The 17,460-nt window shown below is 59.9% G+C and carries 11 protein-coding genes and 1 pseudogene; 7 read left to right on the top strand and 5 right to left on the bottom strand.

Translation table 11 applies throughout. The features are described 5' to 3' along the window. Positions 1-352: 352 nt before the first annotated feature. The 4 genes from HNQ08_RS13925 to HNQ08_RS13910 form a co-directional block, all read right to left on the bottom strand. Positions 353-2,677: a fibronectin type III domain-containing protein gene (locus tag HNQ08_RS13925; RefSeq protein ID WP_184133261.1), complete on the bottom strand. Its 2,325-nt coding sequence runs from the start codon at positions 2,675-2,677 to the stop codon at positions 353-355. 36 nt (positions 2,678-2,713) lie between these two features. After that, positions 2,714-3,988, bottom strand: a complete 1,275-nt coding sequence (locus HNQ08_RS13920) for a hypothetical protein (RefSeq protein ID WP_184133258.1) — start codon at positions 3,986-3,988, stop codon at positions 2,714-2,716. 1,030 nt (positions 3,989-5,018) lie between these two features. Then, complete coding sequence (locus tag HNQ08_RS13915; protein WP_229790071.1) at positions 5,019-5,420, bottom strand: DUF302 domain-containing protein; 402 nt, start codon at positions 5,418-5,420, stop codon at positions 5,019-5,021. A 395-nt stretch (positions 5,421-5,815) separates the two neighbouring features. Next, complete coding sequence (locus HNQ08_RS13910) at positions 5,816-6,583, bottom strand: SDR family oxidoreductase (RefSeq protein WP_184133251.1); 768 nt, start codon at positions 6,581-6,583, stop codon at positions 5,816-5,818. A gap of 91 nt (positions 6,584-6,674) precedes the next feature. Here HNQ08_RS13910 and HNQ08_RS13905 point away from each other — a divergent pair, with 91 nt between their 5' ends. From HNQ08_RS13905 to HNQ08_RS13880, 7 genes and pseudogenes are all read left to right on the top strand, one after another. Beyond that, complete coding sequence (locus HNQ08_RS13905) at positions 6,675-7,103, top strand: winged helix-turn-helix transcriptional regulator (protein ID WP_184133248.1); 429 nt, start codon at positions 6,675-6,677, stop codon at positions 7,101-7,103. A gap of 502 nt (positions 7,104-7,605) precedes the next feature. Further along, complete coding sequence (locus HNQ08_RS27140) at positions 7,606-7,782, top strand: hypothetical protein (RefSeq protein WP_221284200.1); 177 nt, start codon at positions 7,606-7,608, stop codon at positions 7,780-7,782. A gap of 9 nt (positions 7,783-7,791) precedes the next feature. Continuing rightward, positions 7,792-8,829, top strand: a pseudogene (locus tag HNQ08_RS27135) (cation:proton antiporter domain-containing protein). 292 nt (positions 8,830-9,121) lie between these two features. Then, positions 9,122-9,574, top strand: coding sequence for a GNAT family N-acetyltransferase (locus HNQ08_RS13895; RefSeq protein ID WP_184133246.1), 453 nt, complete (start codon positions 9,122-9,124; stop codon positions 9,572-9,574). 262 nt (positions 9,575-9,836) lie between these two features. Then, positions 9,837-10,607 carry a ParA family protein gene (locus HNQ08_RS13890; protein ID WP_184133243.1) on the top strand — a complete coding sequence of 257 codons (771 nt, stop codon included), beginning with the start codon at positions 9,837-9,839 and terminating at the stop codon, positions 10,605-10,607. Further along, positions 10,604-11,491 carry a ParB/RepB/Spo0J family partition protein gene (locus tag HNQ08_RS13885; protein ID WP_184133240.1) on the top strand — a complete coding sequence of 296 codons (888 nt, stop codon included), beginning with the start codon at positions 10,604-10,606 and terminating at the stop codon, positions 11,489-11,491. The genes HNQ08_RS13890 and HNQ08_RS13885 overlap by 4 nt, the downstream gene beginning before the upstream one ends. Before the next feature lie 1,177 nt (positions 11,492-12,668). Beyond that, complete coding sequence (locus HNQ08_RS13880) at positions 12,669-16,031, top strand: ATP-binding protein (RefSeq protein ID WP_184133236.1); 3,363 nt, start codon at positions 12,669-12,671, stop codon at positions 16,029-16,031. Positions 16,032-16,558: 527 nt separating this feature from the next. Here HNQ08_RS13880 and HNQ08_RS13875 read toward each other — a convergent pair. Continuing rightward, the gene (locus tag HNQ08_RS13875; protein ID WP_229790070.1) at positions 16,559-17,074 is read right to left on the bottom strand and encodes a hypothetical protein; all 516 of its coding nucleotides are present in this window, start codon (positions 17,072-17,074) and stop codon (positions 16,559-16,561) included. Positions 17,075-17,460: the final 386 nt, after the last annotated feature.

Here is a 17,460-nt window from a genome sequence, read left to right as displayed (position 1 = left end):
GCTGGCAGAGACTCGGGGCACGTCGCAAGGTGCCGGCGCCCAGGGGCACACCACGTCGACTGCAAGCGGGCGCAGGAATGGGGTGTCTGGAGTCTCTGTCAACTTCTACATGCCGAGCCAGATTCGTGACCGACGTGAACGGTGTGGAGGCCCTTACGGATCTGGGAGTCATCACGCACAGCCAGCCCAAATTGAGCGCCCAGGTCTTCAAGCCTTGGTAAGCAAAATTATTTCGTGAACACTGTTGCCGGTCCACCTGGACCGCGATCCCTCACGTCTCACGCTGTGTTACGCGCCGCGAAAGGAGACGAGGGATCAGTTAATAAGGACTGATCCCTCGTCCTGGATCGCTTCAGGGCATTTTGGGCGTCTCGAACTGGACCCCCGATGCCACCCCGATCGAGATGCCCGCGCGGGTGCCGACCTCCAGCGTTGAGGCCTCCGTCGTATCGCCCTTCGCGTTCTTCCCAAGGACGAAGGTCAGACCTGCTTTGAGGCCGACAGACGCCTGCCACGCCACGTCTTGGATGCCGTCGCGTCCGACCATAAGGGCAATGCCAGTGCGGGCATCGAGGGTCGCAAGGTTCAGGGGAGCCTTTTTCTTTGCTTCTACCCCGACGAACAGAGTGAGGGGTGCGTTGTACAGGAACGGCGCGGACATCGTCACAATGGCACCGGTCGGCGAACTGCCCTTGAGTTCGAACTTGCTGCAACTGATCCCGACGTCGAGAATTTCGAGCTTGAGGACAAACTTGGCTCCGCCGAGCATCGCCCTACACGTCGTCTCATGCGGCACCTCATCGAAAACTGGCTCGGGGAGCGGTTCGGCCTCACGGCGCGGCTGGCCCTCGAAGCAGTGCTTTACTCCGTCGGCCGTCTGAGAAACGCGATAGGCCTTGTACGACAGGTTATAGAACAGGCCCTTGAGATACTCCTGTTCTCGGTGCGCCCATACGCGCCGCAGCTCGGGATCTCCCTCGTTGGCGATCAGGGCGGAAACGATCTTCGCGTGTGCATCCGCGAACCGCGCCGTCGCGTTGTCGAAGGTCACGAGCGCAGGATGCACCCCGAGGATCCACGCGTCGAAGCGGCGGCGGCATTCAGCGAGGCGCGCCTCCTCACCCTCGATGTCGAAATCCTCGAACGGCTCGCCACGCGTCCACTGCCGGTCCACTGCTCTCGCGGTGTCGGTCAGGGCATTGAACAGTGGCCGAAGTCCGGGCTCAAACACCGCGCTCCCGATCGCCTCAAGAATCTGGGCGCGTCGCCGCTTCGTCACGGGCGCGTCGTCCGCATCACTCGGAGGGTTCGGTCCGCTCGCTCCCCTTTGCCTGTCGATCTGTATGAACTTGTCGTACGTCGGACCCCATGCCATCGCCTCGTGCCACGAGGTCGGCATCTTGAGGCGCGGCAGGTCCCAGCCGTGCCCGCCGCTCATGTCAAACGGCTGCCCCGCCTCGCGGCGGTACGGCATCTCCTCGGGAGACAGGTCGGGCTTGGCGGGATCTCGACCGGTCGGAACGTCCCTGACCCCCGCCGACGCGTCGGGCGTGCGGCGCAGGCTGGCGCGCTGTGCTTTGATTGCCCCTTCCACATCACCCCGGCACCAAAGCGACACCACAAGGTTCGAATTCGCCTCCGACAGGTACGGCGCCGTCTTTAAGGCAGCACGCAGCTTGCTTTCGGCGTCAGCGTAGCGCCCCAGCAGGTTCAGGGCGTGCGCACGGTTGTTGAGGGCAATGGCCGACATGGGCACGCCCATCGGTGCATTCTCGAACTTGAGCTTCTCCGCGAGATTCAGCAGGGTCAGCGCCTCGTTTGGCAGTCGCAGTGAGTTCAGGACACCTGCCGCATTCACGAGGTGGTCTGGATTGGTCGGCTCGAGGCGCGCCGCCGTGAGGAACGCGAGGGCCGCTTTCGGAAGTTCGCGAGTCGCCACGGCAGTGGCGGCGACTGCTTTCGCAGCGTCGGGGTCGCGCCATGAGGGCAGATTTCCGAGTTCGTTCACGACCGCTGCGCCGAGCCGCTGTTTCACGAAGTCGCGCACGTTTCGCTCGGCCACCGCGAGATCGGGAACGCTCGCGGCGGGGATGGTCGCGCACGCGATCCGTCTGAAGCCAGACAGGGTTTCACGCTCGTTCTTGCTCGGAGGCAGCACTTCCCCGTCACTGAATGCCTTAAAGGCGATGGCGGAGTTCAGATCGCCGGGCGGGGAACCACTCGGCGCACCTGGCGCTGAGGAGGGACCACCTGAGGCGCCGCCACTGGGGCCTCCGGGTGCGCCGCCGCCACTGGAGGTTTCCGGCAGGGTGATTGCGAAGACCTCGAGGGCCAGCGGCGTTCCGTCCACATACGTCTGCACGCGGTAGCCGTAGGTCCGACCTGGCTGCAGACCCGTGTCGGTGAAGGTGCGGGCGGAGCTTTGCAGGGCGGCGAGATGGGTGTATGGCTGACCGCCCTCCGCAATACGCTCGACCGCGAATCCGGCGGCCGTTCCTCCCAGGGACCAGGACAGGGTAATACTGCGGCTGCTTGCGGCGGCGGCCTTGACGGTGAAGTCGCCACGCGTCGCCACAGCGCTTTTCGGTGACGCGGTCCCCTGCGCGCTCGCCAGCGTGCCGAAGCCGCACAACGCGAGACTCAGCAGGCCGATTTTGAACATTCCTCGCTCAGTCATTCGGTTTCTCCTTGTCGGCAGGTGAACACGCCATATTCAGCGCCTTGACATCGTGAGGGTGCCGTGCCCAACCGCTTTCCCGTCGTGCAGCCACACCCCCTCGCCCACGTACTTGTCACCGTCGAAGCGCCCCTGAGCCTTCAACTCGAACGTGCCTTCCTCTAGCTCCAGCCCAATATTCATGCTGCCTGCGGCACTATCGCCGAGCGCAAACTTCACCGGGCCACTGCCGAAGCCGAGAATGCGCGGCGAATCGTCCTCAAGCGTCACGCCCACGCGGTGCGTCACGCCCTCAACCAGGACCACCGCGTCCCAGGTCCCGCTCGCCGTCCATTTCGCGAGCGGGCGCGGGGAGGAGAGCGACGGCGCGGAGGATGGTGTCGGACCATTCAGTCCGGAGGTTGCAGTCCCCGATGTCATTTCCGCAGGACGCGAAAAATACAAATTCTCGCCGCCCGCCGTGAGCATCAGGGCCTGATTCCCAACGACACCGATGCGAACCTCATACGATTCCTGGTACGGCTTGACATCGTTTCTGGTGGTTGTCGTCCTGCGACTTTCGCATCCGAGTTTCACCATCGTGCTTGACGTAGGCGTGAAGGTCAGCACGCGGTTCTTCTCGGCAACCTTGCCCTTCTCGGTCACCAGGCGTTTCGGGTTGCAGCCGTATGCCCGCTCCACAACGAGGCTCGTGCGCTCGTAGGTGAAATTCGCGTTCAGTTTGACGATGACGCTCGTCCTGTCCGCCTCGGTCCAGTTGGTCTTCGCGGGATCATAGTCCTCCGGCCTCAAAATCTGTCCAAGGTGCCACTCCCCCCGAATCGAGGAGTCGAGCCCCGTGTCGATTGGTGTGGGCTTCGGAGAGGGGGCGCGGCGCACATAGTTCACGGCCTCCTGTCCGGACGAGAGGGTGAGCACGCCTGCGCCGACCGTCCAGGGCACCGTCTCCACCTCCCCACCGGAACTTGTTTTCTTCGTGGCCGAATACCGCTGGCAGCCCTGATTGAGATTCGAGGGCGAGTATGCGATGTGTTTCTCGGTGCTTGACGGCTTGAACGTGAGCCTGCCTCCCTGCACCGTGAAGCGGCCACGTTCAATCAATGCGTCCATCATCTGACACGTGATTGGATAGCCGCTGAACCCGAAGGAGGACGCGACCTGAGTGGAAGAGAAGCGCGTGAAAACGTAAGAGCTGTCCGGATTAAGCAGGAGGCGCGTCGAATTCGAGCTGGCCTGAGCGAAATTCGTGGTGTAGACGGCGGCGTCGTACTGACGGCCGGTGAACCATTCGCCGACGAGATTTGAGGGCACAGCCGCAGCGGAGGCGCCCCCAGAATTGAGGGCGACTAGGAGGGCGGGTAACAGGAAGGATCGAGCTTGAATCATAGGGGTTGTCCTTTCGAGAGTGGAGGAGCGCGACAATCGAAAGGTAGTTGGGGCGGCGTGGCACGACCATGGCAACTTCAGTGAATCCCGTCTCGAACGCGCTGCCGCGTGATTCATGCTCGCATCGGAGCTTGTCCGGCCAACCGTCCTGCGAAGGCCGTTCGGTGGGGAGAGAGCTGCCCTGAAAGCTGATGCTCGAAGCGGTCCAGACCTCTGCATGTTGCTGAGGTCTCATCAGCTCCTTGCAAGTTGGACGGCGCTGGGGAGTTGGGCGCAGCACGTGTGCCCCGTTCCTTCTGAGGTTCGCTGGGCTCCATCAACTTGACTTCGGCAAGCCAAGCGCTCCAGCAGACAGACTGTGAAGCAGCGTGTCTGCTGGATGGCCTCATGCGGCTCGTGAAGCGCAGCAAAGGTGGCAACAGTTGAACAGGGTATGGTCAAGATTCGGGATTTAGGCAGACAAAGCGAGCCACTCCCGAGCTTACGGTCATTGTTTGAAGCCCAATGGACAGTGCTCCCGCCGGCTTTGGAAACGGAGGGGCAGTTCTGCTGAGATCTTGCGCTGACCGTCCAGGGTCAGCAGGGATATGTCCAGCACGGCACCTTCCTCATCGACGGCCGGCCACACTCGGTGGGTAACCCCACTGACCCTAACGCACCTTTCGTTGGAACCACATCAGACTCTGACTGTGTTTCTGATAGGGGAAATCTTGCAAAGCCGCCATAAATCACATATAGAGGCGCCACGTCTTCATGGACTCGCGCAGGAATGTGTCCGTTCACGACCATAGGTGACGGCGAGAATCCTGCTTTGACAGGAGTCCTTCGCCGTTCTGGGAGCCCAGCATATACAGGTGGTCAGGTCGGGCAGCATGAGAGTTAGGCAACAGGCAATCAGATGTCAGGGTGCTGCCGGAGCGTCAGGCACATCCACAGCCCCTCGCTATAAGCCCACTCAGTGGGCGGTGGCCACCTCGACCAGCGAGTGAATGCCGTTGATCTTGGCCACCAGGGAGTCTGGCAGTTGATGCCGGTAGCCCAGGTACGCTGGATCGTCATACGTCACCCACGACTGTTGCTGGTCATCCTGCCACGCAACGATCCTGAGAGGCAGGTCGAGCGCGGCCGTCGTCGACGCCTGCATCAAGGCTGTTCCGCTGCGAGGGTCGCCGAATAACAACAGGATGGTCGGACGAAGGATCAATCCGACCTGCGCGGCTTCCAGTGCTTGATCAATTCGTGCGAATATCCTGAATTGCTTGCTGTGCAGCAAAGCTTCAAGACGGTCCACAGTTACCGTGGGGGGATGTGAGCTGCGCACGACAACCACCCCGTGCTTGTCCGCTGGGGCAGGCATCACGCGTCTCGTCCATCGTGGATTCTGTCCGGACGGTCTCCCCTACCCTGGCACTGTGCCTGGTTTCTGCTCATCGCTGGACCTCCTCGCCGAAGCCTCGGCCTGCCCTATCTTCTTGGGCCGGTGGGTCAAAGTTCAATTCTCCACAAGGAACGTGGTGGGGCGCTGGGTTTCATTGGTTTTCACGCTGGGCCAGTGCATCGGCCGTACTCTCCACGGTCATTGTGTCGCACGCCCAAATTTTGGTGAGCTGTCTGGCAGGATGTGGCGGAGCAGTCGTCCGATCATACAGCTGTCCGCCGCTGGCACTGACATTCGCAAGCCCGCTCCCTTACTCGCCTGTTATGTCCCCTCATTGAGCGTGAAGCTGTATACTGGCGTCTTTACAGGCGAGCCTACGACTTGCGTGCCGTTGTCAGCGTGTCGTTCATGCGCTGGAAAAAGGCGGCGTATTCGCCGCTCTTTTCCGCAAAACGCTGCGGTTGAACCCGTTCTACGAGCACTTCCTCAGCCTCCGGCTGTTGGCGCAGAAGTTTCATCGTCTCAGCAACATACTCGTCCAGCGGCATGGCGTGGGGGTCATTGGCCTGCCGCTCTCCCTGTAAACCTGTCCGCACATAGGGGGGCACCAGTTCGATGACCTGAACAGGGGTGTCTGCCAGTTGGTAGCGCATGGCCTGGGTATAGGCATGGATGGCTGCCTTGGTGGCGCTGTACGTTGGATTGAGCGACAGCGGCACGAAGGCAAGCCCCGAGGACACAGTCAAAATGGTGGCGTTCGGCTGCTTGAGTAAATGAGGCAGCAAGGCTGAATTGAACAGAATGGGGCCGAGGAGATTGGTGGTGATCTGCAAAACAGCCGCAGCAGTTTCACCCGATTTCAGATCTTCTTCCTGCATGATGCCCGCGTTGTGAATCACGGTATTGAGCGCTGGATACTCCTCCATGAGTCGGGCCGCCACACGACGTACATCGGTCTCGTTATTAACGTCAAGCGCCACCGCTTTCATGCCGGGGTGGGCGGCCACGGTTTCATCTAGCGTCTTTTGATTGCGGCCTGTGATGATGACCGTATTGCCGAGTTCCTTGAACGCTGTCGCCAGTGCTCGCCCGATGCCCGAATTGCCGCCTGTAATCACCATGGTGTTGCCTGTCATTTGCATGGGGTTCTCCTTGACGTGATGGTAGGCTCATCTCGGTTGATTGGGAAGTAAGCACCTTAAAGTGCTATACGTACCCAAAGGAGAGTGTCTTGTGACAAACGAAAAAGTAGGCTCTGCGGGCGACCATGTCGCTCCATCCGACCAGACAGACCCCGAGTTGGACGTCCTGGTGCGCGAGATCATCGGGCGGGTGGCCGACAAATGGACCATGCTGATTCTGGAAACGTTGGAGGAGGGTGGTCGCCTTCGGTTTACCCAACTGGGCGAACTGGTGGGCGGCATCAGCCAGAAGATGCTAACCAAGACCCTGCGTCAGATGGAAGCTGACGGCCTGTTGACGCGCACGGTCTACCCGGTCATTCCTCCAAAAGTGGATTACGAATTAACCGAGCTGGGGCGCAATCTGAGCTCGGCCTTTTGCGGGGTGTGGCTCTGGGCTGAGCGTTATCGAGAGGATATCGCGCGTGCGCGGCAAAGCTTTACGCAACGTGCAGAACACGCCAGAGACAAACCAGCTTAGGACGCGCCCGTGCTGCGCGTCGTTATTGAAGGCTTAGTCACCGATCCGGCCCAATTGGATTTTGATACTTGCGGACACACCAACTGCCGGGTTTTCCGCATTGTAATTGCAGCGCGGTGATTGTCGAAACTGTTCTTTACGTCAACCACCGTGACGCCCATGTTGAAGGTTCGCCCTGGGAAACGGCAGACAGGCGGCGCATCCACACTAGGAGATATCCTCGCCCGGTTGATCGGCGGCAGGCTACAGACGAGACATTCCGTCTCCTGCTTTCCAACGGAGAGCCCACGGGCGATCAGTCATTCAATTTGCTCAACACTTCTGATCTCCTACAGGATAGGAAAAGTTCAGATCTGTGGTTCCTGAGCCTGAAGACAACACATGTCACCGTATCATGTGCTCTGGCGCCCAGTTCTACAAGATAGAGGGATGAACAAGACTCCACGAAACGAAGTGCGCCCCGGTTCCTTGAAGGACGGCACGGGTGACGGGAAGTCATGGCATGCGTGATCTCAACCTCACGCTCGTCGTCTTGGGCGGAAGCGTCCTGCTCCTGGGATTTTTTTCAGCCTACATCAAGAACCGCTCGTTGCTGTCCATGCCGCTGCTGGCTCTGACGCTCGGTATTCTGCTTGGTCCATCAGGCTTGGACGTCCTTGATCCAGCAGAGTGGGGATAACAGGAAACCATACTGGAGGAAGCCTCGCGTCTGACCCTCGCAATTGGGCTGATGACCGTGGCCTTGCGGCTTCCTCGGGCGTACACTGCGCGTTCGTGGCGTCCATTGGCCGTATTGCTTGGCATCGTGATGTCCTTGATGTGGCTCACGAGTAGCCTGCTCGCTTTCTTGATGCTGAACGTCCCCATTCTCGTGGCTCTGCTCATCGGTGCGATTGTCACGCCCACCGATCCAGTCGTTGCGTCTTCGCTCGTGACAGGTGAAGCGGCCAAGTCTACCCTTCCCGAAGACGCCCGGCATCTGTTGTCTGCCGAGTCCAGCATCAATGATAGACTGGCGTTCCTGCTGGTGTACCTGCCGATCCTGTTGCTGCTCAACCCCACGGGATCGGCCCTGGAGCACTGGCTGACGACATCGCTCCTGAGAGAAATCGTGGGTGGGATCCTGATCGGCGTCCTTCTTGGACATGGCGCTGGCCGACTGCTGCTGTGGTGCGAGCGCAGACAGCTCATTGAGCAACCATCGTTTCTATCCACGACGATCGCGCTGGCCTTGCTGGTTCTTGGCGGCGTGAAGTTGCTCGGCATGAACGGTGTCCTGGCTGTATTCGTGGCGGGTGTAGCGTTTGATCGGATTGTCGGCGGCTCCCGACGAGCAAAGGAGCATAAGGTGCAGGAGGCTGTGAACCAGTTCTTCTCCATTCCGATCTTCGTGCTGTTCGGCCTGCTGGCACCTGTCGCGGAGTGGCTCGCCCTATGATGGACAGGGCTCCTTCTGGTGCTGGCGATCCTGGTGCTGCGCCGCCTCCCGTGGGTGTTTGCGCTTCGGCGTGCCCTGCCCCAGCAGAGGAAATCGCGTGACGTGGTGTTTCTTGGCTGGTTCGGTCCGGTGGGCGTTTCCGCCCTGTTCTACGCGATGGTTGCTTTGCGATATACCCAGGAACCCACGGTGTGGGTGGTGGGCAGCTTGGTGGTGTGCGCGTCCATTGCGTTACACGGTATGACCGCAACACCCTTCGTCAAGTGGTACCGCCGCCAACCGCAGTGAGCTTTAAGAATTGTGTCCGCGATTCAAAGATCGAATTGACAAGGTAGCTCAAGGCTATGAATGCCAAGGGGCAGCCGATCAGCAGGAACGGACATTTTGTGTGCATCGCGGTAGGGACAGAGACTGGCGCTTCGTTCACGGCTCGGCGAATCGTAGGAGTAACGGCCTGCAGGGGCAGTGAAGACCTCTGGGTCGGCAAATCGAAAGTATTGAGCTGGACGTCGAGATGACTAAGGCATCCTTTTCCTGAGATGGCGGGGAGCTGAATGCGAGAGGCGGTCATGATGGGCGTATGACCCCGAGAATTCGTGCCTACCGCCCTGAGGACCGCGCCGCCTGCCTGGTTCTTTTTGATGCCAATACCCCTGAGTCTTTCCTGCCGCATGAACGCTCGGAATTCGAGGCGTGGCTGGATGGTGAAGATGGCCCTGGTGAGTATCTGGTGGTGGAAGGCTCCTGCGGCGTGGAGGCTTGCGGAGGGGTGTGGTTCAGTCAGGAGATGCAGCGTCCAGCAGGTTTTGCATGGGGGATGGTTCACCCAGAGCGACAGCGGCAAGGAATCGGGACGTTGCTGGCCAGAGCGCGTCTGGCGCGGTTGCGCGCTTTGGATTACACACAGGCCGCGCTGGACACGAGCCAGAGCACGGCGCCGTTCTATGCGCGGTTGGGATTCAGGGAAGTGCGGCGCACCCCGGACGGCTGCGGTCCAGGGGTGGATCGCGTGGACATGATTGCTGAGCTTTGATCCTTAGCGGTGATCACGCCGCGGGGGTGTACCCCACTAGGCTGATGGTGAATTGAATGCCGCGCCTCTGTGCTGTCTTGGGCGTCGTTATTTCAGGTGGAACTACCAATGTCGAAGGATGTCCAGGCACCATCCTGTGGTGCTCTCTCTGGTGAAAGCACAGCGATTGCTGTCCTGTAGCTTACGGGCTCCCCGGTCAGGTGGGATCTGAAGCCGCTGTTCATACCGGTATGAACGCCTGGACACGCTACCCTGAAGGTCGATGAAAACCGCAACCCTCTTTAACCACGCTGGCGGTGCTGGAAAGACCAGTATCACCCTGAATGCGGGGTACGAGCTGGCCCATTCAGGCCTGCGCGTGCTGCTCATCGACCTCGATCCGCAGGCGAATCTGACCACCTGGTTGGGCGTCGAGGACGCTGAGCTCAGCGAAACGGTCCATCCTGTCGCAACGGAGGGACGTCCGCTTCCGCAGCCCCGCCACGTTCATGGCCTGGATTTGATTCCCTCGCGGGTCGATCTGGCACTGGCCGAGGCCATCATGCCCGGAAGAATTGCGGCCGAACTCTCCCTTCACCAAGTCCTCCAACCCATTCAGGACCGCTATGACGTTGTGCTGATCGACAGCCCACCCAGCGTTGGAAAATTGGCCGCGCTCGGTGCCCTGGCCTCGGATACATTGATCGTCCCCATTCCTACACGCAATAAAGGCATCAATGCTCTGCCTGGATTGAGCGCGGTCATGAACATGTATCACGGCTTACGCCCCAACCTGCACGTGGCCCTGTATGTGCCTACCATGTATGACGCCCGGCGTGGCCATGACCGGGACATGCTTGAGTTGATTCGCACTCAGCTGTCTCCAGTTGCCGACCCCTTGCCGCAACGTGAATCGATCTGGATGGACAGCGGACTCGCTGGAATTCCCGTCAGCGCTTTCGCGCCCAAAAGCAAGGTGGCCGAGGACGTCCGTCAGCTGACTCGGCAGATAGCCGAGGTCCTCGACCTGCCCTACGTGGAGACCACCGTATGACCCGTCCCAAACGTGATGTCAGTAAGTTGGCAGGTCTCCTCACGCTGGCCGCAGAGGCAGGGCGGCCAGCCACAAGGGAAGTGACGTCTCTGCCAGTCACACTGCTGAGTCCTGGCGCCGGCCAGCCCAGACGCGCCTTTGATCCTGTCAGGCTTGAGCAGCTGACCATCAGCATTCGTGAACGGGGTGTGCTTCAACCTCTACTCGTGCGGCCCGTCGGCGAGAGTTACGAGATCGTGGCGGGAGAGCGGCGGTGGCGCGCTGCGCAGCAGGCTGGTCTTCAAGAGGTGCCTGTCCTGGTCCGGGAGCTTACGCTGGAGGAAGCGCAGCAGCTGGCCCTGATTGAAAACCTGCAGCGCGAAGACCTTAACGCAGTCGATGAGGTGGATGCCAAGCTGGCGTTGGTGGCCCTGACGCTGGGCGTCACGCCTGGCGAGGCCCGCTCCCGTCTGCTGCAAATGCTTCGGGAGCCGCCGGGTGACGATCACGCGCAAATTGAAGGTCTTTTTCAGGTGCTTGGCGAAACGTGGACCTACTTTGCCAAGAACAAGCTCAGGATCCTCAACTGGCCTCCTGCCATCCTCACTGCCGTCCGGACAGGTCTCCCTTTCACGGTCGCTGGCGTCATCGTCACAGCCCCACCTGAAGCCCAAGCGGACCTGCTCGAACAAGCTAAGAATGGCTCAAGCCGTGAGGAGCTTCGTCAGGCCATTAAAACACTGAAGGCTCAGACCGCCTCTTCCCATCAGTTTAGGATCAGGCAGATAGCCCGGGCGCTCAGCTCCACGCGCTGGATCGGACAGCTCGACGTCAGGCAGCAAAAAGCACTGGACCGCTGGTTGGAACAAATGCCCGAAACATTGAAAGAAGCCCTCAAGCCCTAAAGCTTTTAATTCGGAGTCAGTTCGAGTTGCTTCGGTCCTGCCAAAGGTGAAGGCTTGCGGCGGCATCCTGAGCTGTGGTCAGTGTGACTACCCTTATCTGCAAAGAATCTGTCTGCGATCCCAGTGCTTCCTGCTTCGGAGCGTGTTGGTCTCTTCAAGATGGCGTTTGAGGTCAATTCTTCGCCTCAGCTGGCCCTAATTTGAGTATTTGGGGCTGCAGGCCGATCAGGCCCGCAACCCCAATGGTCTCAGACGTTATGGGGTAGCTCAGCATGCTCACCAACAGTCTGCTGAGGCTTCGAACTTCTAGCCTATCCTTCTGGAGGCGATTGATTCGTCAATGATTTCTAAGTAGAGGAGACGCTTAGCTTCTCAAATCCGGAAATTGTAAGGGGTCCGAACTGCACGACGGCGACGCATCTTTCTCAGTCTTTTGTGAAGTCATCTCCCCATGCTGAGGCAGTTGTGATCTGCTGTTCATACCGGTATGAACAGCAGACGAGCTTGTCCTGAAATTCAACTCTCCTTCAAAGAAACTTCGTGCCGTACAGGATTTCGTCCAGCACCGCCGGATACAGATCTATCGTATGAATGCAGGTCATATGAACAGTGGTTGCCGCCTCTCACGGCAATAAAGCACCAACCTATCAGGACGGGAAAATGCGGTGGACAGCTGGTACTCTATTGCTGACCTTCCGAGGACGGTTGCCTCGGAGGACCTCTCTCATCGGCTGTTTTCCTTGGGCTATACGTACTGACTCATTCGTGCGCTGGTTGCGCTCCCCCGTGGGGTGTCTCCTGAGAGTTTATGGGAAAGTCCGCTTGGACCTTTCGGCGTCAGTGCCATTCAGACGCGCAACATGAGGCTGTACAAGAATTCCATACAGTCGTCAATGCTTGTGAAATGTCGTGGTTCAGCTCTCGTGCTCTCCCGCAACGTTGCACGCCACGGTGATGTAACCTTGTCTCCATCGCGCCAGACACGCAGGATATATACCCGTCCGTGGTCTCGCGCCAACTGAACTGTTTGACATTCTGTCATAGCGAACTCCTTTAGACCGGACGTAGCCAAGGTCCGTTTCGAAAATGTCGTGCATGCTGGATGGTATTTGCATGATGCCGTGCCTACAGGGTTTGCGCTGACGCCCACCTATCAGGTCCGTTATTCTGGAGACACATGACGTCTCGTCCCTCCTGGCGGCTGAATCTGCTTGGCGCGCCGCTCCTCCACCGCCCGGATGGTCCATCAATCCATCCAGAAAAGAACCTGCTGGCCCTGCTGACCTATGTGGCCCTCGAAGGCCCCACCACCCGGTCGCGTCTGGCGGGCTTGCTGTGGCCCGAGACCTTGGAAAGTGCCGCGCGTAATAACCTCGTTCATCTTCTAAGGCGTATGGTGCGGGCCCACGGTGGGGAACTAATTTCCTCGTCTGACATCGTTCGACTTCACGATACAGTTCAGGTTGACGTCCACGAGTTCATGGAGACTGCCGGGTCCAGTCTGGACGCGGCAATCTCCATGCCAAATTTGCTAGAAGGTGTGGAGTTCGATGGGCGCCCTGAACTGGCCGACTGGCTGCTGGCATGGCGCGAGCGGCTTGCGGCGACGTATACCGATGCCCTCGAGCGTTTGGCTGGGCATCACGAGGCGGCAGGCGACTACCCCCTGGCACTCACAGTAACGCAAAGGCTCGTCGACGCTGTGCCAGTTTCCGAAGAAGGCTACCGTCGCCTGATCCGGCTGCACTACCTTTCCGGCGACCGGGGTGCCGCCCTAGCCGCATTCGAGCGGTGTCGCGTAGTGCTGTGGCGCGAATTCAGAGCCGAGCCCACACCAGAGACGCTGGAGGTTGCGCGAGAGGTGGAGCGCGGCGGGAAGATCGCGACAATTGGACGGCGCCGAACTCGCCTACCGCTAAGCGTGCTCCGTCCGCCGACGCTGGTCGGCCGTGAACGTGAATGGGCCGTCATGGAAGATGCGTGGGCGCGTGGGCGCGGCATCATCCTGAGCGGTGAGCCGGGCGTCGGCAAGACCAGACTCGCCCTGGATTTCCTCGATGCGCATGGGGGCGGGATGCGCTTCGAAGGTCGGCCAGGAGATACAGGGCTGCCGTACGCGACGCACGCCCGGACGTTCCGGCAGGTCATCGAAGCGTACCCGGACCTTGAGCTCAAGCCGTGGGTGCGCGACGAGCTCTCGCGGCTCCTGCCCGAATTGAATGGTGACCCTGCGCCTCTTGAATCGCAAGAACAGAAATTGCGCTTCTGGAATGCGAAGGTGGAGATGATTGGCAGCGCAGTGCGGCGGGGCCTGAGCGCCATGGTCTTTGATGATCTGCAGTTCATGGACGAAGCCTCTATCGAGGCTGGCGGCTTCGTCTTTGCCAATCTGGGGTGGGGGAGCCTGGATGCGGCTTACCGGACCATCCATATTTTCCGCAAGGGGGAGCTTAAGGAGACGCAGGCGCGCATGCTTGACACGCTGCTCGGCGCTGGATTGGTGACCTTGGTGGAAGTCGCGCCGCTTGACGGCGGGAACGTCGAGCGCCTTGTTGAACAGCTCGACCTGCCTGGATCGGCTACTCTCGCCTCGGAGATGGGGCGAGTGACGGGGGGCAATCCCCTGCTGATCTTGGAGGCGGCTCGGGGCCTTCACGAAGCCTATGCTCAGGGGGAGGAGATGCCCATGTCCCTGCCCATGCCTGCCACGGCAAACGCCGTGATTTCCTCACGGTTCGCGCGGCTGTCTGCCACGGCGCTCCAGGTGGCGCGGGCCGCCGCGGTCCTGGAGAGTGACTTCGACCTCGAGCTGGTGTCGGAGATGCTCCGCGCGCCACTGCTGGATGTCGCCGCTGCCTGGCAGGAACTGGAGGAAGCGCAGGTGATGGCTGGAGAGCGTTTCACGCATGACTTGATTCAAGAGGCGGTGGTGGCGTCGATTCCTGCGTCGCTGCGAAAACTCCTCAGCCGCAGCGCAGCACGAGCGCTTGCACAACAAGACGTTGCCCCAGCGCGTGTGGCACGCTTCTGGCAGGCCGGTGGAAATTTCAAGGAGGCCGCCCCTCTGCTCGAGCAGGCTGCAAACGCCGCGCTCGCCAGATTACGCCCCATCGAGTCGGTGGCGTTCTACGAGCAGGCCGCCGACATGTACGAAGCGAGCGGTGAGGTTGAGACGGCCTTCGAGACACTCATCCGGGCTGCGGAGAGCCCGTGGCGGTCTGAGCACGTTGAGGCCCTTGGTCCCATTCTGGACCGGCTTGATCGTCTGGCGCGGACAAGCACGCAGCAGGCCCGGCTGCAAGCGAGGCGCGCGGCACACGCCCTGGGCGTTGGGCGTCCAGACGATGCCCAGCGGGCCGCCACACGCGGCCTTGCGCTGCTCAGCAATCTACCCTCCGATGTTGTGCAGGCCGCGCTCTACCGTGAGCTCCTCCTGGCACAGGCTCTCCTGGGCCGACGGGAAGAAATGGAAAACACGATTGAGCAGCTCACACATCGTCGCGGCGCAACTGAGATGGAACTGGCGCTTGACGACGCTGCGATTGGTGGTGCCTGGCTGAGGCTGAACCAGTTTGCTCTGGCTGAGGCGCCGATCCGCCGCGCCATTACCAGGTTCGATCACTTGGGCGACGCCTACCGCACCGTATGGACAATGCATGGGCTGGCGTACGCACTCGATTATGGCAGGGGAGACCTCGGCGGCGCCCTGAGCCTGCGCCTGGACCTTCACCGCCGTTTGGAACAGGCATACGCGCCGACACTTCACCGTGCCAATCTGACAGAGCTGGGCTTCACCTGTATGCGGCTGCGCCAGTACGATGATGCGCTGAAATGGCTCATGCAGGCCAGGGCGTACGAGGTACAGAGTGGTGAGAATGCCTCATCCACACACCGGACGATGGCCGAACTGTACTGGACCATGGGGGCTTACGGTGCCTGCGAAGTGGCGGCGCAACAGGCGCTAAGTCATCCGGACTCGAGAGACCGTGGGGCCTCCTGGGCATGGTTGCACGTAGGCCGACTGCGGGCAATGCGCGGAGATCAGAAAGGAGCAGGTGAGGCGTACGCGCACCTCTCAGAAGCCCTTGTCGAGTTTGATGAACCGAACGTCCGGGTGTTGCTCCTGCTCGCACAGGCCGAGCTCCAAACGCCTGAAGCGGCACATGACCTCACAGTGCAGGCTTTGGAGATTGCCCGGAGTGAAGGCACTGCGGAGCTCCAAACGGGTGCTCTCGCCGCATCCGCGCAGACATTGCTGACCCTTGGACGAATCGAAGAAGCGCAGATTCGAAGCAGAGAGGCGGCAATGCGAATGCCACATCTGGCGCCCTTTGACGATCCCGCCCGCCCGTGGCTGGTGCTCTACCGCGTTCTGCTCGCATGTGGGAACCCGGAAACTCAAAGCGTTCTGAGGCAAGCCACGGATTGGCTCGACGATACCGTGAGACGTGTCCCCGTCGAGTTTCAGCAGGTCTTTCTGGATGAACATGTCACCAACGGGCAACTGCGTCGGCTTGCGTCTGCGTCAACGCCGAACTGACCAACGTTTCGTGGAGCTTCTGTCAGAGCGTGGCATTGACGGCTCGCAGAATTAGGTTGCGTTTGGCTTGGTCCTCCTTGAGCCTACACATCAACATCGAAATGTCACGGCGAATCCCATTTAAACTTTTGCCAGACTATAGAGGTTGAGGAACAATGCAGCCCTTTTTTCGGTCTGCTCGTAAAGAGATAAAGCGGCTTCGGGAGCTTCTTGTGGTCCACTGTGTAGGATACATCCAAGTGGCTCCTCTCAATCTCCAACCCCTCCCCGTACACATGCCGAACCAGGATGGACCGTGGCTTCATCCCTTGGCAGGACCACTCCACTCCGGTGATCTGTACTTCAGGCCAGCCGACCGTGACCGGCGTGAATCCAATTGCAAGTTGTCAAATCCATACGCAGGTTAAGAATATTCATCCCTGCAAATGGGCTTGAACAACCATTCCCTGTCTCTGAGAAAAGGCTTTAGGCCATAAGTCGATCTGCGTCGGATCTACTCCAGAGCAGCGAAGTACTGCCGCCGTGCATCAGGCCCGGGTGGTGGGAGATGGGTCTCCTCCCGTCTGAAGCAAATAATCCATGTACCTCTGCGAGAGTCCCTGGATGAGCATCTGGGCCACATGCATAATGTCGGGTTCTAGAGGATGGACAAAAGATTCAGGCACATTGAACTCATTGATCTGGGCGCCGTGCACCCGCAGTTCCCGCCCATGGGTTACGGCCAGTGGGAGCTGGACTTTGAAGACTGGGCTCTGGAGACCGTCCAGCGGCAGACGCATCAAGATCAGCAGCATGACGCTTCCGGCCACGTCAGGCGTGGCCGAGGAACCCTCAAGTGGCTGCAGGCTGATGTCCTGATAGCCCTGCTGTTCCAGCACCACCTGGATCTGGGTTTGCAGTTGGGCCAGATATGTTTGAGCTCCTTGCCTCACCTTCTGCCGGGCGTGAAGGAGGCGGGCGAAATCCAGAGCACAGGGGGCGGCGGTCGATGAGGACGAGGAAGATTGCCCTCCTTGACCGCCGGGTGTAGAGGACGTTGGCATGGTTCCTTCAGCATGGCAAGGTCAAGAGAGACTGGGATGCTGCCAAGATAAAGAGAGATTGATGGATTTTAAGGCATGTTCCGAGACTGTCTCAATTTCATTACACAAAAGCCGCTGAGGAAGGGAGATTACTGCGTCAGGGCGTTGCCCCAGTACCGGAGGAAGGTCTAGATCCAAGTTGTCAAGCAGAAACTCAACGTCATGCCATTGACTTGAGATCATTGCCATTGCGTTCAGTTCTGAAGGGCAAGGACTGTGAATAACCTCTCAGCTGAACAACCAACCAGCACTTAAGTAGATCGCGAATAGTTTTTAGATAAATTGAGCGTCCAGAACCGTTAAGGCCGCGTAGAGGGCCTTGCGCAATTCGGCGACAGTGTCATAGC

This window comes from Deinococcus humi, assembly GCF_014201875.1.
GTDB classification, from domain to species: domain Bacteria; phylum Deinococcota; class Deinococci; order Deinococcales; family Deinococcaceae; genus Deinococcus; species Deinococcus humi.
This window is presented reverse-complemented; position numbering and strand designations above follow the sequence as displayed.